The sequence below is a fragment of the Microcystis sp. LE19-8.1F genome, assembly GCF_027531715.1.
GTDB lineage: Bacteria > Cyanobacteriota > Cyanobacteriia > Cyanobacteriales > Microcystaceae > Microcystis > Microcystis wesenbergii_A.
The window spans coordinates 1-23,207 of record NZ_JAPZSO010000146.1 but is presented as its reverse complement, the minus strand read 5'-3'; the positions used below and the strand labels follow the sequence as shown (position 1 = coordinate 23,207).

The following is a 23,207-nucleotide window of genomic DNA, read 5'->3' as shown; positions in this document are numbered from 1 at the left end:
AGCTTTAAATATTGTGGCACATTTTCCGCTTTCCACTGCGCTCCTACAATTTTCATCCGAGAGCTAATCTGCTTAATCGTTGACTCGACACTGCCTGAGCCGATACAGATTCCCAATTCCTGATCCAAACCGTAATCAGGTATTCGGGAGCGGAGCTTGTTCACATAAGCCCGAAAGTTGACCCCCCCTGTGCCTTTCCAATCTTTCAATTCCTAATAGCCTAAATCGATTTCTCCTGCCCACAAGTGATTTTCCACCCGCTTGAGGACTTGATTAGAACCTCCCACCTTATGTAAGTTTTCGTTCAAGTGAAACCAGTCGAGAACTTCTCTTCTTTGATAGCTTTCCCCTATCTGAGCCATGAGATTCCAGCTCCCGTCATGACCATCATCCCCAAGACTTGTGACTATGGGGGCTAAGGGCTGGGCATTTACCCAATCTATTAGCGGCTGATTTTCTTGAAAAAAGGCGGCACAGACAGTTCCGTGTAAGCTTACTGCTTTATAGTCTTTCCACTCACTGGCCAATCCCTTGGGGGTTCTCAACCTGACTTTCCCCCCATCAATGCTTAAAGCGGTCACTGCCCCTTTCACCTCGACGGGAGCCAGTTCGTATCTTTGTACCAATCTGTGTTGACTACTTCCCGATACTTTTATCCCTGTCATCATTTCTAGAGCTTTTGGGAGCATTCTCAAAGGATTCGTTGGCCACTAGCCGCAGACAGCATTTCTCTAGAAAGGGGCTGAGGCGACTATTTTTCTCTAGGGCTAGTTTTTCGGACTGCCGTTCCGTTATTTCTACTTTTCCCAAGATACTGTTGATTTTTCGGGTTCTACCTGCCGTTGTTCCCGTAGCTTCGGCCAAAAAATACTGCTGATGGCCGGCCAGACTGTAGTAAGCAGATGTTCTCTAACGGCCAATTCAATAGCTTCAAAGTCTTTCAACTGTTCTTGAGGAGTATTTCTGACAAGGATTTTGCCGATAGCTTGCAGATGTTCTTGTAATTGCAGTTCTTCTTGAGCATTCATGATGCCTACATCTGGTATGGTTAGTTTAGGGCTAATTATCCTCTATCTCCCTCTTCCTAGCCATCAGCATTTATACTCATTACATATCTGGGATGCTCCCCCGATAGCCCTCGTCTAGATAGGGTGGATGATATTAAGTGGTTTAAAATGCAATCTATATTTTCAAAACTATTTTGAGGAATTAATTAATGCTAAGACAAAAACATGATTTTTGCGTTGTTTGCAATCGAGAAATCAATCCCAGACTGGTAATGAAATCTAAAAACGGCCATGGGGATATCATGCGTTGTCCTCATTGTCAATTAACTTTTGTCAGTCCCATGCCCTCGGAACAGGCTATTCAAGAATATTATAATGGTTTATACAGAACAGAGTCTCTGGAATTTAATTTACAAAAGCAAAAATGGGCTCATACATCCTTAGATGGATATATAGAGGAATTAAAAAGGCTTAAAAAGTGGCCTCGTCAAGACTTTTTAGACTTAGGAGGTGGTCTCGGCTATTATGCGAAGGCAGCTTTAACCAAAGGCTTGAAGGCCATTTTAGTCGATATTGATCCTGTATCAATTGAATTTGCCAACAAACATCAAGGGTTACCCGAAGTTTACCAAGCAAGTATTCAAGAGTTTTCTGAAATATCGTCCCATAAAACCTATGATTGGATATTTCTTAGACATAACATTGAACATTTCAAAAATCCCGACAATCTACTAGATGTTGTTTATTCCCTACTGTCAGAGGACGGAGTATTAACAATCGAAACTGATAATAATGCTGGAGTAGAAATATTAGTACATCCCAAAACAATGATATTTTATCAGTCACTATATAGAAAAAAATATGAGAGATCATCTCTGATTAATTTATTTCTAAATCGCCCCTTAGCTGTCGATCCTCCCCGTCATCTCTTTGGTTTTCGTGCTGATAATTTATCTCAACTGTTAATCAACCACTCCTTTGAACCTATGAAAACTATACACTACTGCTTAGGAGATGCAGTGTACTGGCCAAATATTCCTAACACTACTATTTATTTACTTCTAAAAAAACTAACTAATTTCAAAATTATGTCTTTTTTATTAGAGTTAGTTTGTTTGATAGTTTTTCCTTTCAGAAAGATGCTGAATCGCCTACAAATGTCCTCTGGTTTATGTATTTATGCCACAAAAAAAATAAGATAAACTCAGCCAATAAGCCAAAAACAAAATTTACAAAATAGACATTTATATCATGAAATTTCTGGCATCCGTTCATAATACACTGCAAGACCTTTACGCCACAACCCAACCTAAACCATGGCATCCTCAAAAGCCAAGAGTAATTCAATTTCCAGTTAACGATATTTGTAATGCCAGGTGTCAAATGTGCAATATCTGGCAGCAGAAATTTGACTATCAAATCAGTCCGCAAGAACTTGCCATAGCAGTCAGTAATCCACTTTTCTCTGAAGTAAGAGGTGTAGGAATTAATGGCGGAGAGCCAACACTTCGTAAGGATTTAGCAGAGATTGTTGATGTCCTCTTTGGCAATTTACCTAAACTATCGAATATAGCTCTTATTACCAACTCTTTGAATAGTAGCCAAGTAATTGAGCGAATTGGTGAAATTGGACAGGTAATTAAATCACACTCTGGTCATTTAGATGTAATGGTATCTCTGGACGGGGTTGGAGAAGTACATGATCGAGTTAGGGGGAGAAAAGGAAATTTTGAAAATGCCCTTAAAGTGATTGATTTTATCCAAAATTGCGATCTGGTTTCTAGTCGGAGATTGGGTTGTACAATTATTAAAGAAAATGTTTATGGAGTGCATGATCTATTAGAATTTGCTTTGAGTAAAGATATTTACATTAAGTATAGACTGGGACTTCCTCATCAGCGTTTATATTCTCAAGATGTCTCCGAACCATTTGACCTGACCTTTGCAGAAAAATATCATCTAAGTGTTTTTCTGGAAAATATTATCAGGTTTTATGAAACATCGGAACAGCAGAAGTTTTTTTATAAATCTTTAATTGGTCAAATAATGTACGGAAAACCTCGTGCTGCTGGGTGTGATTGGCAACATAGGGGTGTTACTCTCTCAGCTAGAGGAGAACTTTTGTACTGTGCCGTTGAAAGTAAAACATTAGGTTCATCTATTTCTGAAAATTCCGAGCATTTATACTTTGCCAATCAAGATCATTTAGCAGAAATTGTTAAAACCAAATGTGATACCTGTGTTCACGATTATGTCGGTCTTCCCCCCACTCCTACTTTACTGAATAATTATCTTAATAAGGGATTATTGAAATTGGGCATAAATCCCCAAGAACTGAAAAAATCACTACTTATTAAACCAGTTAAAGAAATCAGAAAGAAGATTAGCTTTCAAAAAAGAATGATTGGTTATGGTGTAGATTTAGCTACAATTAATAAATCTCAACCTGCTCAAGGTTTTTCTAGTCACAATTCAGAACAATATCGGGTACTTATCTGTGGTTGGTATGGCACAGAGACTTTGGGAGATAAAGGAATTTTGGGTGGAGTGGTGAATTCTCTCCAATCTGCTTTAGGAAACTTGGAACTTCATCTTGCCTCTTTGGAATTATATATTTCCGAAATGACGATTCGGCAAATGCCAGAATTAGAGGGATGTTATTTACATTCCATTACTGATGCTATTAAAGTTGCTGGTACGATGGATTTAGTCGTTTTTGGTGGTGGACCTTTAATGGCTATTCCCAACCTTGCGGAAATGATTGCTATATTTCAAAGAGCAGTAGAAGCTAAAGTCCCAACTGTAATTGCTGGTTGTGGAGTTGGTCCTTTAGGCGATTTTGATTGTAATCAAGCAATTAAAAATCTTCTGCACCTATCTTCCTATCGAATTTATAGAGATGAAAAGTCTCGAACTTTGGCTGAATCTTTAGGTATCTGTACTTCAGAAGATTTGGTTGCTGAAGATCCTGCTCTCACTTGGGTTAAAAGTTCTTTGTCCTCTCTAAAACCGATAGAAAATCCTCAAAAATCTCCAGTGCTATTCTTAGGATTAAGAGATTGGCCTTATCAAGAATATGCGCCTTATCTAACTGTCCTGGAAGCAGAAAAGATAAAAAATAATTTTGAATTCGAGATAATTGTCGCTCTTAATCAATTAATTGATCAGTATGCTGACTTATCGATTATTCCCTTTCCCATGTGTACAAATCACCTTGGCAATGATGACCGATGGTTTTATCGAAGATTGTTGAGAAATAATCAGGAAATAAAGGATAGATTGGATTTAAGTTATAGTGGAGCCGAGCAGGCCCCTTTAAGTTGTTTGAAGGCTTTTCAATCAGCTTCTATGGCTTTGACAATGAGATTTCATTCTCTAGTGTTCGCCCTAGCTACTGGAGTCCCTTCTGTTGCGGTCGATTATACTTTAGGTAAAGGGAAAGTCAAATCATTAGCGGAAAAATATCAGGTTCCTTATCGGAGTTTGGATTTAATTAATGCGGAGTTTATAGTCAGTCAATTCAATGATACAATAAATTCTGATAAATCAATACCCTCGTCAAACTTTGATGAGTCAAGTTTGAAATTTATGGATTCTATAAATCTATGTGTAAAACGGATGAAACAATAAATTGTCTCCTGCTGAGTTATTAAATGTTCAATGACCATGAGTAAATTAAAACTAAACTTATTTAGGTGATTGGGTAGATGTGACTTTAAAAAGTAATTTTGTGACCAAATTTGAATCATGAAAAAAAACATCAAAAAACTATTCGGAAAACTAGGTTTTGAACTCAAGAGATACAGTCTTAATACTTCACAAGTAGCTCTGATGGGGACATTATTGAAATATCACCATATAGACCTAGCTTTCGGTGTGGACGCCAACTGTGGAAGAATATTGCAAACTGATCAAATTTTTTTTGAGTCATGAAAGTATGTTTACTAAGTAATTCTGATAGTCAAGGAGGGGCTTTTATAGCTGCTCTTCGTCTGCATAAAGGGTTACATCAAATTGATGTAGCATCAACTGTTATAGTTAATGATAAAACGAGTGATGACTATAGTGTTTTACCGCCAGCAAATAAATTAATGAAGGGATGGACGAAACTAATACCTGGGGTTGATCACTTGCCCTTGTCATTATATTCTCAAAGAGAGAGAACACCTTATTCTATCCAATGGCTTCCCGATCGCCTTGTTTCTAGAGTAGCCCAAATTAGTCCAGATATTATTAACTTACACTGGATTAATGCCGGGTTTTTACAAATTGAAACCCTAGCCAAATTTAAGCAACCTCTTGTTTGGACGGCTCATGATATGTGGCCTTTCACGGGTGGTTGTCATTACAGTGGAGAATGCAATAAATATACTCAATCCTGTGGTCATTGTCCTCAATTAAACAGTCGGCAAGATGGGGATATTTCTCGTTGGGTTTGGTGGCGAAAAGCTAAAGCTTGGAAAAATCTCAATCTGACTATTGTTACCCCCAGTCAATGGTTAGCAGATTGTGCTAGAAATAGTTCTCTATTTCAGGATTTACGGATAGAAGTAATTGCCAATGGCTTAGATATTCAAAAGTATAAACCAATCGAGAAAAACACTGCTCGCCATCTCTTAGGATTACCCCAAGATAAACAGCTTATTCTCTTTGGGGCTATGACGGCAACAAGTGATCGCAGGAAAGGATTTCATCTGCTGCTGCCTGCCATAAAAAAACTCAGCCAGTGGGAAATATGGCATCATAAATTAGAGTTAGTGGTCTTCGGTGCCTCTGAACCAGTTAATCTGCCTGATTTTGGCTTAAAAACCCATTATTTAGGCAGATTAAATGATGATATTTCCCTAGCTTTAGTCTATGCCGCGGCCGATATTTTTGTCGCTCCCTCAATTGAGGATAATCTTCCCAATACAGTCATGGAAGCTCTCGCTTGTGCCACTCCCTCTGTGGCCTTTAAAATTGGTGGAATGCCTGATATGATCGAACATCAAGAGAATGGTTATCTGGCTTACCCCTTCGAGGTGGAAGACTTGGCAAGCGGAATTAATTGGGTATTAGAAGATACAGAAAGGTATAACCAATTGTGCATTCGGGCAAGGCAAAAAGTGGAGCAGCAATTTACTTTGGAGTTACAGGCACAAAAATATTTAGAGTTATACATTGAGATCTTGAGCAAGAGCAATGGATAGTTAGGCTATAATTACCATAATATTTTGCCCCCGTCTGAAATTCTAGCGAGTAAAAATTTTCCCTAGTGTTCATGGTAAAACATGAGCAAATTTATTTGTATATATCCCTTCTTAAATAGTGCTACACTGTGTTCACAGTGTGAACACAACGAGAGAGACTATGGATAAGCATGACATTGAGAAAATTGGGGTGCGAGAATTTCGGAGCGAACTCCCTAAATACCTATACGGTGAGACTCCCGTTGAGGTACTACGTCACGGTCATACTGTTGGGTTCTATTTCCCCGTTAAACAGGGGAGTAAAAGCGCAGATATCGCTGCCTTACAAGCGGTGGCCGCTCAATTTGAGTACCTGTTAAGTCAAAAGGGAATTTCCGAGGACGATATTGTTCGTGAGTTTCGTCAGATGTGTGAAGCGGATAGAGCCAATCAGAGAAAGGATTTGGACAAGTGAGACTCAAATTCATCGTTCTCGACGCTAATATCATCCTAAGAAGTGTATTCGGGGTGAAGGTGGGGAGGTTGATGCAATCCATCGGCGACAACGCTTGTTTTCTAACTCCCGATGTCTGTCTTGATGATGCAGAAGAATACATTCCCAAAATAGCCGCTTCCAAAGGACTTGATCTGGCACTTGTCAGAGAAGGATTCGGCCGCGTGTCGAGCATTGTAGAGGTTGTGCCAGCTTCGCTCTATAGCCAATATCAATCAGAGGCCATAAAACGCATAAAACAAAGAGATATTGATGACTGGCCGATTTTAGCAACCGCACTTCTTTTTAATTGCCCGATCTGGACGGAAGATCAAGATTTCTTTGGAACAGGGGTTCCAACTTGGACATCAGATAGAGTCCACTTATATTTCCATTCAGAAGAGAAGAATGAGCAGTAATACATTTAGGCTATAATTACCATGATATTTTGCCCCCATCTCAATTCTAGCCCCTAGATATTCTCCCCAATGCTAGGGAAAAAGCTCCTTAAGTCTAATCACCAGCGTGACTCCGATGACTTCAACTATTGCCCCTTCTCGACTTTCACTGCCTACCCAAGATGAATTGCCCTGGGATGACGGCGTTCCCATGGAAACCCAACGACATAAACTCCAGATGGATATCCTCATTGATGCCTTGTTCCCCTGGTTAGCTGCCAGGGAAGATGGCTATGTGGGGGGCAATATGTTCGTTTATTTCAGTGCCGCACAGTTAAAAAGCGAGGAATTTCGCGGCCCCGATTTCTTTGCTGTCCTGGGAGTTCCCAAAGCGGAAAGAAAAAGTTGGGTGGTTTGGGAAGAGGGGAAAGCTCCCGATGTGGTGATCGAACTCCTTTCTGAAAGTACCGCTCAACAGGATAAAACTGAAAAGAAAGCCATCTATCAAGACCGCTTGCGAGTGCCAGAATATTTCTGGTACGATCCCTTCAATCCTGAAGACTGGGCGGGTTTTATCCTTAGAGACGGCAACTACGAGCCATTATCTCTAGAGACGGGAGAAAGATTTTTCAGTCAAAGGCTAGGGTTGGCTTTAGTACGCTGGCAAGGAGAGTATAAGGGAGTCGAGGCAGTTTGGCTGCGTTGGGCGACTTTTGCCGGCGATTTACTGCCCACGGAGTCAGAGCTAACTGAACAGGAAAGAATGCGGGCTGAACAGGAAAGAATGCGGGCTGAGGATTTAGAAGCATTGCTCCAACGCTATCGAGAGCGTTTTGGAGATTTGCCAGAATAAATCTAGATATTGACCAGCTAAAGTACAATAACTCTCCAGAAAGCTAATAGGATAGGAGCATCAAGCATAAACGACCAATAACCTTAGAAAACTCTTGTTCGCTTTCTAGTATTAGCTGATTAAAAATTTTCTTTACAAGAAGTTGATCATTAAGTAAGATGTAACCCAGCTACATCTTAGATGGAGGCTTAAATATCTTGTCTAATTGCATTACTTATTATGGACAACAGGCTGCCGCGGCAGTATTCTCTCAAGTATGAAGGAGGTAGTAATTATGAATCTATCCACTCCCCTCTGGAGCAACTAAGCTAAGACGCATTTTAACCGTCTATCCTTAGATTAACTGAATCTCCCCCAATCCTTTTACCGTTGCAAGAGTGCAAGAGTTCTTCATCTCAACAAGCAATTTAAATGTGCGGGCAGCTTACCGAAATGACAAGATAAGTAAATTATTGTAGGTTAATTTCTCAATCAGACTAAAGCGGATGTTTTTTCAGTTTAATTTTATTGCTGTATTCAGCTAGATGCTCCTATAAGGCTTTTGGCTTAAGACTTTGGTATTTTGAGAAATCTGTGATGATCCCCCCATTATTCATCCTGCTGTGCTATACTGTCTAAAGGACTATCAAAATGAACCAATGAACCCTCTAGGCTAAACCACCTGATACAGGTTTTCAGGTGACAAAAACTCTCGATATAATTCAAATTTTAAAGTTACAATATGAACTATTTTGATATTAATAACTATGTATTGTGGAGATTGTATTTAGTATTTATTATTGGTCTTTTTATCAATATAAATATTTTTAGAAGAAAGATTTATAGTGTTTTTGATCCTCTTTTACATCATCTTGTATGGATTTCTTCAATGAATGCTGTTTGCTTCGAGTTATTATTGGAACACAGTGACAATATGTGGACATTTTTCTTCTGTCTAGTTTCTTTATATTATACATTCAATATATTTATTTTTTCTAAACAAAGGATAAGAGAAAATTCAATATTATTATTAGCTAAACAACCTAATTACTTTCACTACTTTTTACTAATTAATGCTTTTTTAATTTTGTTCTTTTCAGATTACATTAATAAGTGGAATTACTTATTGAATAACGGAATATTTGCTTCGGCCATCTATAAATTTGAACTCGTGAACAGAGCAAAACCTTTATACGAAACTATTGCAATAATCGTATTATATCCAGTGTATGAGTATATTTCATTCTATGTTTGTTTTTTTGAAAAAAGAATGATCTTAAGAATATTAGTCATGTCTTTATTAGTACATAATTTAATAATTAATACTGTCACAGGAAGTAGGAGTGCAACAATGAGTATGCTTCTTTCTTTGGGGTTTTTTGGTTTCTATTTCCGGAGATATATAAATCAAAAGAATACTAACAGATTGTTTAATAGGATTTTATTAGTTGCCGCTCCTATGACAATACTTTCTCTAGTATTAGTAACAGCACTATATATGAGCAAAACTGGGGATATTAACTTGAATGATGGATGGTCGGTGACATTAAACAGAATTTTTGCAAATGCTGATGGCCTAGATTACTTTGTGAAATTGGATGGTGATCAGTTCATTGATACTTGGGGTTTTATCAAATATAACTTCGGAGTTTTCTTAAACCGTATTGGTGATAATGATGAAAAAAATCAGAGCTTAGGATGGAAATTAATGGAATTAGCAACGGGAAGAAAATTAAATTTTTCTCAAGGACCAAATTTCATGATCTATCTCCAATCACTTATGTTTTTCAGTCCCTTATTAGCTCCGATATATATTACTTTAACAACATTTTTCTTATTAAAAATAAGATACATGAAGTCTAATAACTTATCAATAAAGGATATTTGGATTTATAGCATTGCAAAGAACTCTCTGAGCTTTTTTGTAGATTCTGAGACTTTTATATATCGAACCTTAATATCTTCAGTATTTTTCTTTATATCCTACTGTTTTTCGTTATGTTTAAATGAAAAAAAGAGAAAAACTTATGCTGAATGGTAGCTATTCAATGTTTTAAACTTTCATCTACATTATCTCGAAGAAAAAAATATATCATCTGTTCCTAAATATCAATAAACCACAGTCAAGGAACTAAAAATAAAGTAGAAAACTATGTTTAATCCTATTAGTTTAGTTAGTGTCATCACTCCTAGTTATAACAGAGCTTGGATTATTTTCCAGTGTATAAATTCTATCAAGAAACAATCATATACAAATTTGGAACATATAGTGGTAGATGCTGCTTCAAAGGACAATACTGTTGAGATACTGAGGAATGAAGAAACAAAATATAATCTTAGATGGTTATCGGAAAAAGATGCAGGTATTTATGATGCTGTTAATAAAGGTCTTAGCTTGGCTAAGGGTGACATAATTGCCTATCTTAATACGGATGATTTTTATTTCCCCTACACCGTAGAAACTGTTGTTGATGTCTTTAACAGCACTGATGCTGACATCGTTTACGGAGACTGGGTTAACCTATACTATCCGTCAGCAAATTTAGAGTTGCTACCTTGGCTGAAATTTAGCAAATACGATCTCTTGTCTGATTATAACCTACCACAGCCTACAGTTTTTATCAGAAGAAATGTATTTGAAAAAATTGGTAACTTTAACTTAGATTATACGTTAGTTGCTGATAATGAATTTTTTACTAGAGCCGCTCTAGCAGGGTTTAAACTTGTTAAAATTGAGGAAGTCCTAGCTGGACAAACAATTCATCAAAACAATTTACTAGCGGGTAACTCGAGTTCTAGAGTTACTGCGCTAGAAGAAGGGATAAAATATAGGCAATACTACCAAGAGCTTTATAAAATTTCATCCCTTTATTTACTATTGCTTAGACTGAAAAACAGGTTACTTTTTAGAATAAATGCTGATTTTAAAATTCTTCAGTTTTTCTTGAGCTATTCAGGAGAAAAGCTCCATTGTTTTCCTGAGTTTAGCAGTTATCTGAAAACTCGAAAAATTTCCCTCAGTAGAATAAAAATGATTAAGTATCTAATCATCAACCTACTATTTCAAGGCGGATATAATAAGAGCAGTCTAGTTTTTATTCAAATTTTAGATGGCGTTTTTGAGGTTAATCATGAAAATGTCAACCATTAGACTGTTATTTGATTGAGGGAAATTAATTATGAAAATTTCAGTTTGCATGGCTACCTACAATGGCTCTAGATTTATAGAGAAGCAAATACAATCTATTCTTCCCCAGCTATCATATAATGATGAACTGGTAATAGTTGATGATTGTTCATCCGATCAAACAGTTAACTTGATTCAGAAATTTACTGATTCTCGTATAAAACTATGGGAAAATACTGGAAACTTAGGAGCAATTAAAAACTTTGAAAAATCAATAACCAATGCTGAAGGAGATATAATTTTCCTCTGTGATCAAGATGATATTTGGTGTCCTGATAAAATCTCAGAATTTGTCAACATATTCACTCAACAAAAAGAAGTAACATTGGTTATTAGTAATTTACAGGTGATTGATGAAGATGATAATTTAATTGACGATTCACAGTTAATAAGCGAATTTACTGCTGGAATGGTTCCTAATTTAATCAAACCGAGATTTCGTGGATGTGCCTTAGCTTTTAGGAGAGAAATGCTGAATTATTTTCTACCTTTTCCAAAAGATATACCAATGCACGATATGTGGATAGGATTGGTCAATGAAATTTACGGTAAAACCTTTTATCTTAAGCAACCTTTAGTTCAATATCGAAGACATAGTAACAATGTTACTTGTGAACATCGGTCATCAATTTTACAGATAATCAAATGGAGATACGCATTATTCAAAAATTTACTATTTTTATTGCTCAAAAAAAATAAGTTCTAGATAGCAAGTTTACAATCTAAACTGAAAAATGGTCAAACCACATCGCTCTTTTATGGTTGCTACAAATTGTCGTTACTCACCCTCAGTTTCGTGGGGATAAAATTGTTAAAATATAAACCTAATAGATAAAAGGGGTCTTAAACTCTACTATGAGCAGAATCATCATACTGACAGAACTATACTTTCCTGAACAAACCTCCACGGGATACTTACTGACGAAAACTGCTGAAGGACTAGCGAAAGAATATAAAGTTAAGGTCATAACTGGTCCAGCAACAAACTTCTTTTTAGCAGAGAAATCGCCTCCACAGGAAACCATTAACAATGTCGATGTTATTCGCTGTGTAGGAACAACTTTTAATAAGGATTATTTTTGGGGCAGAATATTAAATATCCTGACTCGGACTATAGCAATTTTTTTGAAATGCTTGATTTTGTGCCAGCAAGAAGATTGCTTATTAGTAGTTACTAATCCTCCACTTTTACCCCTTGTTGCTTTACTAATCAAATGGTTAAAGAATTGCCGTTATGTTTTGCTAGTTCATGATGTTTATCCAGAAGTTTTAATAGCTACTCAGTTTTTGTCCCCATCTTCTGCATTGGTTAAAATATTAAACGTTGCCAATAAAGTAATATACAAAAACGCAATAAAGATCATATCTCTTGGTAGAGATATGAATAAATTAATAGAAAGCAAGTTATCTTCCAAAGAAACCAATAAAATTTATTTAATTACTAATTGGGCAGATGAGGAAATAGTTGCTACCGAAAAACATGATAATCCCATGATTAAGGAATTGAATTTTAGTCACAAATTTATCGTTCTTTACGCTGGTAATATTGGGATAACTCATGGAATTGAGTATTTGGCTCTGGCGGCAGAAAAGCTAAAATTGAATTCGAGTATTCATTTTATTGTTTTGGGATTTGGTAGTAAACAAAGTTGGCTTGTTGAGTATATTTCAGGCAAAGATTTAAAAAATATTTCTATTTTGCCACCTAGACTTCGATCCGAACAAATTATATTTTTGAATGCTTGTGATATAGCTTTAATATCCTTTATTCCGGGCATGGGGGGTGTGTCTGTTCCTAGCAGGATGTATAATCAGATGGCTGCTGGTAAACCGATTATTGCAATCACCGATGATTCGTCTGAACTAGCTCAGGTTGTTCAAGAAGAAAATATTGGCTGGGTAGTTGCACCGGGAAATCTTGATAAATTAGTGGAAACTATTGAATTTGCGGCATCTCATCCTGATATATGTAAACAAATGGGCGACAGAGCTGCTGTAATATCTAAAACTAAATATAATTTTGATCTTACTGATCAGAAATATAAACAACTTTTCCGAGATATTTTTGCTCAAACAACTTAATAAAGATTAAAACAAACCATGTTAACTGTATTGATTTTTTATGCAAAAACTTCTTATTACTGGAGCAACAGGTTTTATCGGCAGCTATCTTTTGCCAATTTTATCTCAGCAGAAATTGCAGATTACCGCGGCAGTACGAAAGAATTTATATCAGTCCTTATCTATCCCAATTAAAACTATCAAAGTTGGCAATATCGATGAAAAAACTAATTGGCAAGAGGCACTGCAAGGAATTGATATAGTTATTCATCTAGCAGCCCGCGCTCATATTATCAACGAAACTATTCCCAATCCAGAAGCGGAATTTATTAAGGTTAATACTCAAGGTACAGCTAACTTAGTTGAACAATCAATTCAAGCAGGAGTTAAACACTTTATTTTTATCAGTTCTATCGGTGCGATGACAACTCAAAGCGATAGGATACTCACAGAAAACTCTCCCTGTCACCCCGATAGTCCCTATGGTCGTAGTAAACTACAAGCGGAACAAGCTTTAATTAACCTTGCCAAAGATACTAACATGACTTGGACGATCCTTCGTCCTACTTTAGTTTATGGGCCAGGTAATCCGGGCAATATGGAGCGCTTGATGAAACTAATTAAACGGGGATTACCCTTACCTTTTGGTGCGATCAAAAATCGCCGTAGTTTTGTCTTTGTGGGTAACTTAGTTGCTGCCATTATTACCTGTTTAGATCATCCTAATGCCGCTAATCAGATTTTTTTAATTAGCGATAACCAAGCTGTTTCTACTCCCCAATTAATTCGACTCATTGCTCAACAAATTCAACACCCCTGTCAATTGCTACCCGTCCCCACTACCTTACTTAGATTCTTAGGTTATCTGGGTGATAGCCTAGAATCCATAACAGGGAAAAATCTCCCTTTTAACACCTATAATATTGATCGCTTGCTTGGTTCTCTTGCCGTTGACTCTAGCCATATTCAAAAAACCCTAAATTGGCAACCTCCCTTTACTTTAGAGCAAGGATTAGCTCGAACAATTCGGCCAGAAAATTAGTGATCAGCTTGTCAAAAAGACTTCACAATTCAAGTTCCGCTTTGACAAAATCGGCAGTTTTATGAAGAGAAAACCCTACTTTAGTCGCTATTGTCTGCATAGCGCCGCTATCCCTTAAAATTTTCCCTTTAATTCCCTCTAATCCTTCCTTTTTGCCAATATTGATCATACTATCCCTAATCTAATTATCAGGCAATGAGCGATAATTCTGCACTATGCTATCTCTTGATATCTTTATTGTCTTTCTACAGCAATTTCAATTAAAACACTCTCTAAATAAACATCATATTCTAGATTTGTTGTAAATTCGTGAATTCTTGGAATCACTTTTAAAGCGTTTCTCTTCAAGATGAAGTATAAACTGACAAGGCATCTTCTCCTGTCTCCCCAAAAGTAAAACTTAGTAACTCACCATTAAGATAACTGCTATAATACTAAATCCGTTGAGTATAGGCTACATATCAGGAGAGGCAATAGGCAATAGGCAATAGGCAAAAGGGGGAATAAATAATCAGTCTTTAATAACCAGATTTAGTATAACTATTAGATTCAAGAGCCAAAAGTAAAACCAGAAATATAGAGAGCTTACTAACAAGCTCTCTATAAAGTTTAGGTCTTCTACCACTTATCTTCCAGACTAGGATCTGTTAGCAGTATTCAAGCTACCCACTTGAATATTCAGATTAATTTTTTGTCCTTCCCGGCTAATTTCTACGGGCAAATTATCGCCGATTTGAGTATTAGCAACAATTTCCTGAACCGCATCGGGATCGGTGACATTCTTACCACCTACAGACTTTAACACATCACCTGATCGCAATCCCGCTGCTGCGGCAGGAGAACCTCTCATCACCCGCACTAACAAGACACCAGAATCATCGGGAATAGTCCAATTATCGGCCATAGGACTATCGGCTAATTGTTCTTTTACCTCCGAAGTTAACTGTACCATTTGAACACCGAGATAGGGATGTTCCACCTTACCCGTGGCGATTAATTGTTCGGCGATTCTTTGGGCAGTTTTAATCGGAATAGCAAAACCTAAACCCTGGGCATTTTGAATGATAGCAGTGTTAACTCCGATGACTTCTCCCCGATCATTTAACAAAGGTCCGCCGGAATTTCCGGGGTTAATTGCCGCATCAGTTTGCAGGAAATCCACCCGTTTATCACTAGCACCAATTTGGGAGCCATTGCGTTCCTTGGCACTAATAATTCCCGTGGTTACAGTGTTATCTAATCCCAAAGGATTACCGATAGCGATCGCCCATTCTCCCACCTGTAAACTATCAGAATTACCTAATTTAACCGTGGGTAAATTGCTCGTTTCCACCTGTACCACTGCCACATCAGTTAAAGGATCACTACCTAAGACTTTACCATCGATAGTGCGACCATCTTTGAGGGTGACAGTCACCTTATCCGCTCCCTCGACAACGTGAGCATTGGTGATAATTTTACCGTCATTACTGATAATAAACCCCGAACCTGTACCTCTTTGAACTTGTTTTTCTCCTCCCTCTGGTATTTGAGAACCAAAGAAGCGACGGAAAACAGGATCGTTAGCAAATTCAGAAAAATCACCGCCTCCATTGACTTCCCTAGAAGCATTAATTCTTACCACCGCCGGCCCCACTTCTTGCACCACAGAAGCGACAAAATTGGTGGGAATAACAAGAGACGAGGGAGCCGCTGCCGCTGGTGTGGAGGGGCGAGGATTAGTGGCAGCGGGGGCAATATTTTGGGCTAATTCTAGAGGATTTTGACTGTAGGCGTAGGTGGCACCGATACCTAACCCGGCGCCCAAAACCAGTAAAGAGGAATAGGCAAAAAGTTTTTTCATTGCAGAAGATTTGGATCGTTTGGGATTGCCTTCGTTGCTCGGGGAAATATTATCGTTAAAAATATTGTGAGTCATAGTTTTTATTGTTTAACCATTCTGAGAAGGGAATAAAAGTCAGTCCTAATAATCGTGGGTGTGAGAGGAGTGTTTCGGAAAACGGCTGAGGACTGACTATCTCTAATCTAGGCGGGGGATATGAACTTACTGTGACGCAGACATGAACTTTTGATTGCAAGCTCATTGTCCTATCAGTATTCAGTATTCAGTATTCAGGAGTCAGGCTTCGGCCGTGAGCTCAGCCGAACGGAGTCGGTCGTCAGGAGTCAGCTTTTATTTCTTCTCCCCCTCTCCCTGCTCCCCAATTCATAATTCATAATTCATAATTCATAATTCCCACTTCCCCTTCTCCTGCGCTCCCCACTGATTACTGATTACTGATTACTGTTTACTGTTTACTGTTTACTGATCACTGAAAAGCTCCCCCTATACTTTTTTAACAGGATGGGGAAAGACTGCGCCAGTTTCAGCAGGGTTTAACCAGTGGTGATATTAATCTTTCAGCAATTCTAGGCGATAACGATACAAAGCTACAGGACGATTCGGCGCTTGGAAATAATCCGGCGATTGGGGGGAAAGATAAATGGCTGTCACCTGATCGCCTAGAATTTTATTAGGAGATAATAACTGATAGGCGGTGGTGGTTTCCACCTCATTAAGATAAGTATTGGTTTCTCCCCGGAAAATTTGTTGACTAATTTCCGTGGCAATAAATTGATTTCGGCTAGGAGTTTCGCTATTTCTGGCAATTACCGTGGAAATTAGTTGATGAGCGCCCCGTAAAAAGGTAATCTGACGATTGGGATTATTGGGGTCAGTTTTTACCGATAATACCGATTGATTACCTAAATAGGCGCGACTAATTGCTAAACCATTAAAGGATCGATCGGCCACAATTGATGGTTTACTGATAATGGTAGATAAAAAGGCAGCATTTATCGGTCTGGAAATAGCTTTCTCGATGAATCTCACTGGAAACTCGATCGATTTTTCTAGGTAACGACGATTACTTTCAAAACCTGGTGTGATAATCTGGGGAGAAAGAGGAGCGGTTAAATCGATTAGGGTACTGGTGACAGTCCAACTGCCCACCATCCAATCGGGATAAACTAAATCTCCACTGGCAAAACTAACCACTGGTTTAGTCATCCAGCGAGGATAATTAGTTAAGCGATCGCTTAAATTTCCCGCTATAGATAATTCTAAATGGTTACTACAGCCCAGAGTCAATACTAACAAGAACAAAATTATCCTTTGCATGGGTAAAAATATTTTTTAAGTAATATTCTTTAATTATGAACGATTTTATCAACTCCCAAGCCGTTAATCTCGATTCGGCAGTAATTCCCATCGCACCGACCGGTTTTAAATCGGGTTTTATTGGCATTATTGGTCGTCCTAATGTGGGCAAGTCCACCCTGATGAATCAATTAGTGGGACAAAAAATCGCCATTACTTCCCCCATCGCTCAAACTACCCGCAACCGTTTACGCGGCATTGTCACCAGCGAGATATCCCAGATGATTTTTGTCGATACCCCCGGCATTCACAAGCCCCATCACGAATTAGGCAAAGTTTTAGTTAAAAATGCTGAAAACGCCATAAATTCCGTAGATTTAGTTTTATTTGTTGTCGATAGTAGCAATTTTTTGGGCAGTGGCGATCGCTATATTGCCGATTTACTGACTAAAAACCAAACTCCCACGATTTTAGGGCTAAATAAAGCCGATCAGCAACCGGAAGACCGGGAGCCTATCGACGATAGTTATCGCACCTTAGCGGCGGAAAATAACTGGCCTCTGCTCAAATTTTCGGCACTGGAGGGGACGGGAATCGCAGAATTGCAAAATCTGTTAATTGATTCCCTCGAAGTCGGTCCCTACTACTATCCCCCCGATTTAGTCACCGATCAGCCGGAAAGGTTTATTATGGGCGAATTAATCCGCGAACAGATTTTACTGCAAACCCGTCAGGAAATTCCCCATTCTGTGGCGGTGGTGATTGAACGTGTCGAGGAAACTCCCGCTTTAACCAAGGTTTTTGCCGCCATCAATGTGGAACGAGATTCCCAAAAAGGGATCGTCATCGGTAAAAATGGCAGTATGTTAAAAGCGATCGGGACTTCCGCTCGCTCGGCTATTCAAAAGTTAATCGCTGGGGAGGTATATTTAAAATTATTTGTGAAGGTAGAACCGAAATGGCGACAATCTCGCTCACTTTTAGCAGAATTTGGCTATCGCACCGAGGAGTGAATTGGGGTGTGGGGTGTGGGGTGTGGGGTGTGGGGTGTAGGGTGTGGGGTGTAGGGTGTAGGGTGTAGGGTGTAGGGTGTGGGGAGAAGCTTTTTTCAGTGATCAGTAAACAGTAATCACTGAACTGAAAACTCACATCTGATAACTGAAAACTCACATCTGATAACTGATAACTGATAACTGATAACTGAAATGGCCGATATTACAAACCTAATTAAACAGGTACACCAAGAGGCAAAAAAAGAGGATTTTCCCATCGATACCCTAATTTACCAAGAGGCAAAAAAAGACCCCTTTGAACCGGTTTTGTATGCTGGTAATCTTGCTAGTCAGTTATGCTTTTTTGGCCGGGATTTAGGACGAGATGAAGTGTACGCCGGACAACCTTTGATCGGGGCTGCCGGTAGAATGGTAAGAGAGGGATTTTTTCAAGCTTGGCAGGGTAGAAAATCCCATGATCGTCAAGAGCTATTATCGGTGTGCGATCAAATTTTCTTAACTAATACAGTTCCCTACAAACCTCCGGGTAATAAAGCTTATTCTGGGGAAGTGAAAGATCGTTTTCGTCCATTTATAGAAAAACTGCTCGTTTTTTATTGGCAAGGTGATCATATCATTACCCTTGGCACGGAAGCTTTTAAATGGTTTGAACCCTACGGTAAACCCAAAGAAGTAGATAAATTCTATCTTGATAAAGAACGCTTTACCAAAAAACTGCTAGTTACCCTTACCGCTACCGATGAAGATGGATTAAAACAGCAAAAGAAAGTGACTTTATTACCTCTCCCCCATCCCTCTCCTCTCAATCAAAGATACTATGCTCTTTTTCCTGATTTATTACAAAAAAGATTAACTGAATTTGCCTTTTAACTAATGAGAATTTACGGCAATCGTCCCATAAAAACCCTAGCAGGACAATTAACCCGTCCGACGACAGCAAGGGTCCGAGAAGCTTTATTTAATATCTGGCAACAGAAATTATCCGGCTGTCGTTGGTTGGATCTTTGTGCGGGTAATGGTTCCATGGGTGCGGAAGCTTTATGTCGAGGTGCGAGTCTAGTAATCGGAATTGAACAATCAGGACGCGCTGGCGAAATTATCAAGGAAAATTGGCGCAATTTAGCAACTTCTCCCCGGCAATTCCAAGTAATTCGGGGGGATGTACTGACAAAGTTAGCCACTTTAGCGGGGAAAAGTTTTGATTTAATTTATTTTGACCCTCCCTACGAAAGCGGGTTATATTTACCGGTACTAACTGCCATCTCTCAATATAATTTATTAGATTCTCTGGGGGAAATTGCCGTGGAACATAATCCCAAATCTTGGCCAGCAATTAATCTAGAAGGTTTAACCATTTGTCGTCAAAAACGCTACGGCAATACTACCTTAACTTTTTATCAAAAAGCAGATGTCTCCTGACCACTGACTTGAAAGAGGGTGTAGGGTGTGGGGTGTGGGGTGTGGGGAGAATAAATAAAAATAATCTCCTGCCGACCGCCGAAAATAGTCAACTTTATTTGGCAGTCCAGAAAAAATTATTATTTCTCAACAAAATCACATAATTTGTCACTTTTCTTGACAATCATCCTGAGCAAACCGAGAAACTTTCTGGCAACCGCAGTTAATCGCCCCCCTTTTTAGGCTATTTAAAAAAAAATTAGGGTTTATTTCGATAAAATTAGCAGTAAATAGGCTATAGCTCCCTTAAAAACCTAAATTCCTTCTCCTAGTCCTTTTTTTGACCAGAAACTCCCCCAAAGTTTCCTGACACGGCAGCGCAACCATCTCCCCTTAACCCTTGCTTCTCCCCAGATTATCCCCTAGTTTTTGTATAAATTTATACCCGACAAAAATAGTCGGGTATATTTGACACCAAGATTTTGCCGGTGATAGGATGTGTGTAGATTCAGTTGACGGCAAGACAGGAAAATCATGACCCTAGCGACAAACATCAAAACCTCAAAATTCATCCCCACCTTTACCCGCTTGGTTTCTAAGGAAGGAGGGACTTCTTACCCCCTGAAAGCGCTGAATATCTGCGAAGAAACCTTTGCCCCCCTAGAAGTGGACTACGATTACGACCTCATCCGTCGCACCGTTACCAGAGAAAGCATTCAAGCGGGTCCCAATTCCATCTGGCGCTATCGTTCCTTTTTGCCAGTGGAAAGTGAAAATCCCATCGATGTGGGTACGGGTATGACTCCCCTAGTTAAATCCCACCGTTTAGCCCGGCGCTTGGGTCTAAAAAATCTCTACATTAAAAATGATGCCGTCAATATGCCCACTCTCAGCTTCAAAGATAGAGTGGTATCCGTCGCCCTTACCCGGGCCAAAGAATTAGGTTTTACTACCGTTTCCTGTGCTAGTACGGGAAATCTCGCCAATTCCACCGCCGCTATTGCCGCTCACGCCGGTTTAGACTGTTGTGTTTTCATTCCCTCCGACTTAGAAGCGGGTAAAATTCTCGGCACCCTAATCTATAATCCCACGGTAATGGCAGTTAAAGGCAATTACGATCAAGTTAACCGTCTCTGTTCAGAAGTGGGCAATACCTACGGTTGGGGTTTTGTCAACATCAATCTGCGTCCCTACTATTCCGAAGGTTCCAAAACTTTAGGCTTTGAAGTGGCTGAACAATTAGGCTGGAAACTCCCCGACCATATTGTCGCACCTTTAGCCAGTGGTTCCCTGTTTACCAAGATTTATAAAGGCTTCCAAGAATTCGTCAAAGTCGGTTTGGTGGCAGATAAAGCAGTGCGTTTTAGTGGCGCTCAAGCGGAGGGTTGTTCCCCCATTGCCCAAGCTTTCAAGGAAGGACGGGATTTTGTCGCCCCAGTTAAACCCAATACTATCGCCAAATCGATCGCTATTGGTAATCCCGCCGATGGTGTTTATGCCCTTGATATTGCGCGTAAAACTGGCGGTAATATTGAATCCGTCACCGATGCCGAAATTATCGAAGGTATTAAACTTTTGGCAGAAACGGAAGGCATTTTCACGGAAACCGCGGGCGGTACAACCATCGCTGTCTTGAAAAAATTAGTAGAAGCGGGTAAAATCGACCCCGAAGAAACCACGGTCGTTTATATCACCGGTAATGGTCTAAAAACCCAAGAAGCGGTACAGGGTTATATCGGTGAACCCCTGTTAATCGAACCGAAATTAGAAAGCTTTGAACGGGCCCTGGAACGTTCCCGCACCCTCGAACGCCTCGAATGGCAACAGGTTCTCGTCTAGAATTGATGTTCGGGGATGATGGGGCGATTATCCCCTTGCCTCATCTCCACAAGCAATTTAAATTCGCGTGCAGCTTACCGTCCTTTCCACTTTTTCCTTGATATCTATGGCTGTAAAAGTTCTCATTCCTACTCCCCTGCAAAAATTTACAGAAAATAAGGCTACCATCGAGTGTAGTGCTAGTAGTGTCGGTGGTTTAATCGAATCCTTAGAAGCAAGTTTCCCCGGTATTAAGGCCCGCTTATGCGATGAAGAGGGCGCACCCCGGCGCTTTTTAAATTTCTACGTCAACAGTGAAGATATTCGCTTCCTCGATGGGACAAAAACCCCCTTAAAAGATGGCGATGAAGTCAGTATCGTTCCGGCGGTAGCTGGAGGTTAACCTCCCCATAAGTTTGTTTTCCGTCAATTGTAATTAAACCCCTAGAAAGTGATGTTTTCTGGGGGCTTTTATTCAGGTAAGTTTTAGTTAGGGTTGCCAGAAAAACCTAATCTTTGTGTCCTTTGTGCCTTTGTGGTTGTTCATATTATTATAAGCTGAGACACATTTGGTCAATTGCCATAGAAGTTCTCATCTAAGATTTGCTCTGGCAAGAAAGGACAAATTTGAGGATAATCATTTTCTGGGGGAATCCGAACACCAAATTGAGCAAGTTTCCCTTCCTTAATTGCCACTTGACGAGCATCTGGATAAGCTTCTCGAATAGCAGTTTCTAGATAGGATTTCAGGGAAGGCGTATTGCGTAAGTTTTTCTCAATTCGCTGGCGATGCTCAATAATAGAACAATACCAGCTATCCTTCATTGATGGCGGTGCGTCGTGCTGTACTTTTAATTTGAGCAAGTGAGCTAAAAGAATCATCAAATTACTTTCTAAAGTTCTTTTTTCCGATTTTCCCAACTCGGTTAACTCCTCAATTAAGTTATCAGTATCCAGTGCGGCAAATTCCCGCTTCTGTAGGTGGCTAATTGTTGTTGCGAGCCATACTTGAAAATCTTGTTCGTAGAGAGTCTTGGACATAGCGATAAGTTGTTCGTTCGAGTCAATAACTAGATTGGTAACTAAGCGGCTACAATTCTCAAGGCGTTACTAATTTCTAGCTTCCCTTGTAGTTTACCAAAAAATCACCTAAAATGGAAACTATCTGTATCCCTTGCTGACTGCATCTGGCTCCCTACACCATTTTCTACTATCTTTGAGCAAACCGGCGAAAGATAAGGAGTTAAAACTATGCCTTTAAGTTGGAATGAAATAAAAAATCGGGCGATTACTTTTCAAAAAGAGTGGGAAGGAGAGACTTCAGAAAAAGCAGAATCTCAGTCTTTTTGGAATGAGTTTTTTCATGTCTTTGGCATTTCACGGCGTAGGGTAGCTAGTTTTGAGCAACCGATAAAAAAAGCCGATAATAAGCAGGGTTTCATTGATTTACTCTGGAAAGGAACGATTTTAGTTGAGCATAAATCGAAGGGTAAAGATTTAGAAAAAGCCCCACAACAGGCTAAGGATTATTTTCCCAATTTAAAGGAACATGAGTTACCGCGTTATATTTTAGTCTCGGATTTTCAACGGTTTAAATTATATGATTTAGATTCGGGCAATCAATGGGAATTTGAATTAAGCAATTTTGTTG

22 protein-coding genes and 1 pseudogene are annotated in these 23,207 nt (G+C 39.1%); 18 read left to right on the top strand and 5 right to left on the bottom strand.

Annotation, left to right across the window (positions count from 1 at the left end):
- Window positions 1-1,028 (bottom strand): annotated as a pseudogene (locus O9334_RS14610) (ISKra4 family transposase); the annotation flags it as partial.
- A 251-nt stretch (window positions 1,029-1,279) separates the two neighbouring features.
- Between O9334_RS14610 and O9334_RS14605 the strand changes: the two are divergent.
- From O9334_RS14605 to O9334_RS14555, 11 genes are all read left to right on the top strand, one after another.
- A complete protein-coding gene (locus O9334_RS14605; RefSeq protein ID WP_288000801.1) occupies window positions 1,280-2,209 on the top strand; it encodes a class I SAM-dependent methyltransferase in 930 nt (309 codons plus the stop codon).
- Window positions 2,210-2,258: 49 nt separating this feature from the next.
- Window positions 2,259-4,637: a polysaccharide pyruvyl transferase family protein gene (locus O9334_RS14600; protein WP_288000798.1), complete on the top strand. Its 2,379-nt coding sequence runs from the start codon at window positions 2,259-2,261 to the stop codon at window positions 4,635-4,637.
- A 299-nt stretch (window positions 4,638-4,936) separates the two neighbouring features.
- Window positions 4,937-6,196 carry a glycosyltransferase family 4 protein gene (locus O9334_RS14595; RefSeq protein WP_288000796.1) on the top strand — a complete coding sequence of 420 codons (1,260 nt, stop codon included), beginning with the start codon at window positions 4,937-4,939 and terminating at the stop codon, window positions 6,194-6,196.
- 160 nt (window positions 6,197-6,356) lie between these two features.
- On the top strand, window positions 6,357-6,650 hold the full coding sequence (locus tag O9334_RS14590) for a hypothetical protein (protein ID WP_024970508.1): 294 nt from the start codon (window positions 6,357-6,359) through the stop codon (window positions 6,648-6,650).
- Complete coding sequence (locus tag O9334_RS14585; RefSeq protein WP_288000794.1) at window positions 6,647-7,087, top strand: PIN domain-containing protein; 441 nt, start codon at window positions 6,647-6,649, stop codon at window positions 7,085-7,087. Before O9334_RS14590 ends, O9334_RS14585 begins: the two co-directional genes overlap by 4 nt.
- Window positions 7,088-7,202: 115 nt before the next feature.
- On the top strand, window positions 7,203-7,919 hold the full coding sequence (locus tag O9334_RS14580; protein ID WP_288000792.1) for a Uma2 family endonuclease: 717 nt from the start codon (window positions 7,203-7,205) through the stop codon (window positions 7,917-7,919).
- Window positions 7,920-9,189: 1,270 nt separating this feature from the next.
- Entirely contained in the window at window positions 9,190-9,939 is a 750-nt protein-coding gene (locus O9334_RS14575) for a hypothetical protein (RefSeq protein ID WP_288000789.1), read from the top strand.
- Between the two features lie 111 nt (window positions 9,940-10,050).
- Window positions 10,051-11,049, top strand: a complete 999-nt coding sequence (locus O9334_RS14570) for a glycosyltransferase family 2 protein (RefSeq protein WP_288000787.1) — start codon at window positions 10,051-10,053, stop codon at window positions 11,047-11,049.
- 28 nt (window positions 11,050-11,077) lie between these two features.
- On the top strand, window positions 11,078-11,791 hold the full coding sequence (locus tag O9334_RS14565; RefSeq protein WP_288000784.1) for a glycosyltransferase family 2 protein: 714 nt from the start codon (window positions 11,078-11,080) through the stop codon (window positions 11,789-11,791).
- Window positions 11,792-11,940: 149 nt separating this feature from the next.
- Window positions 11,941-13,167 (top strand): glycosyltransferase family 4 protein, encoded by a 1,227-nt coding sequence (locus O9334_RS14560; RefSeq protein WP_288000781.1) that lies wholly within the window; start codon window positions 11,941-11,943, stop codon window positions 13,165-13,167.
- Window positions 13,168-13,207: 40 nt separating this feature from the next.
- Window positions 13,208-14,188: an NAD-dependent epimerase/dehydratase family protein gene (locus O9334_RS14555; protein WP_288000779.1), complete on the top strand. Its 981-nt coding sequence runs from the start codon at window positions 13,208-13,210 to the stop codon at window positions 14,186-14,188.
- Window positions 14,189-14,210: 22 nt separating this feature from the next.
- Here O9334_RS14555 and O9334_RS14550 read toward each other — a convergent pair whose 3' ends face one another.
- The 3 genes from O9334_RS14550 to O9334_RS14540 all read right to left on the bottom strand — a co-directional run bounded on the left by O9334_RS14550 (window position 14,211) and on the right by O9334_RS14540 (window position 17,348).
- On the bottom strand, window positions 14,211-14,357 hold the full coding sequence (locus tag O9334_RS14550; RefSeq protein ID WP_242029990.1) for a hypothetical protein: 147 nt from the start codon (window positions 14,355-14,357) through the stop codon (window positions 14,211-14,213).
- Between the two features lie 468 nt (window positions 14,358-14,825).
- On the bottom strand, window positions 14,826-16,106 hold the full coding sequence (locus O9334_RS14545; protein WP_288000774.1) for an HhoA/HhoB/HtrA family serine endopeptidase: 1,281 nt from the start codon (window positions 16,104-16,106) through the stop codon (window positions 14,826-14,828).
- A gap of 474 nt (window positions 16,107-16,580) precedes the next feature.
- Window positions 16,581-17,348 (bottom strand): DUF6816 family protein, encoded by a 768-nt coding sequence (locus tag O9334_RS14540; protein ID WP_288000772.1) that lies wholly within the window; start codon window positions 17,346-17,348, stop codon window positions 16,581-16,583.
- Window positions 17,349-17,383: 35 nt separating this feature from the next.
- Between O9334_RS14540 and era the strand changes: the two genes are divergently transcribed.
- From era to O9334_RS14510, 6 genes are all read left to right on the top strand, one after another.
- A complete protein-coding gene (era, locus tag O9334_RS14535) occupies window positions 17,384-18,340 on the top strand; it encodes a GTPase Era (RefSeq protein WP_288000769.1) in 957 nt (318 codons plus the stop codon).
- 192 nt (window positions 18,341-18,532) lie between these two features.
- The gene (locus O9334_RS14530; RefSeq protein ID WP_288000767.1) at window positions 18,533-19,210 is read left to right on the top strand and encodes a uracil-DNA glycosylase family protein; all 678 of its coding nucleotides are present in this window, start codon (window positions 18,533-18,535) and stop codon (window positions 19,208-19,210) included.
- A 3-nt stretch (window positions 19,211-19,213) separates the two neighbouring features.
- The gene (gene rsmD / locus O9334_RS14525) at window positions 19,214-19,759 is read left to right on the top strand and encodes a 16S rRNA (guanine(966)-N(2))-methyltransferase RsmD (RefSeq protein WP_288000766.1); all 546 of its coding nucleotides are present in this window, start codon (window positions 19,214-19,216) and stop codon (window positions 19,757-19,759) included.
- 8 nt (window positions 19,760-19,767) lie between these two features.
- Window positions 19,768-19,902, top strand: a complete 135-nt coding sequence (locus O9334_RS14520) for a hypothetical protein (RefSeq protein ID WP_288000765.1) — start codon at window positions 19,768-19,770, stop codon at window positions 19,900-19,902.
- A gap of 370 nt (window positions 19,903-20,272) precedes the next feature.
- The gene (thrC, locus tag O9334_RS14515) at window positions 20,273-21,577 is read left to right on the top strand and encodes a threonine synthase (protein ID WP_002750866.1); all 1,305 of its coding nucleotides are present in this window, start codon (window positions 20,273-20,275) and stop codon (window positions 21,575-21,577) included.
- A 106-nt stretch (window positions 21,578-21,683) separates the two neighbouring features.
- Entirely contained in the window at window positions 21,684-21,959 is a 276-nt protein-coding gene (locus O9334_RS14510) for a MoaD/ThiS family protein (RefSeq protein WP_002750865.1), read from the top strand.
- Window positions 21,960-22,129: 170 nt separating this feature from the next.
- On the opposite strand, the gene O9334_RS14505 is transcribed toward O9334_RS14510, so the two are convergent.
- The gene (locus O9334_RS14505) at window positions 22,130-22,597 is read right to left on the bottom strand and encodes a DUF29 domain-containing protein (protein ID WP_024969273.1); all 468 of its coding nucleotides are present in this window, start codon (window positions 22,595-22,597) and stop codon (window positions 22,130-22,132) included.
- A gap of 210 nt (window positions 22,598-22,807) precedes the next feature.
- Here O9334_RS14505 and O9334_RS14500 point away from each other — a divergent pair.
- On the top strand, window positions 22,808-23,207 hold a 400-nt coding region (locus tag O9334_RS14500; RefSeq protein ID WP_353737867.1), incomplete at its 3' end, for a type IIL restriction-modification enzyme MmeI.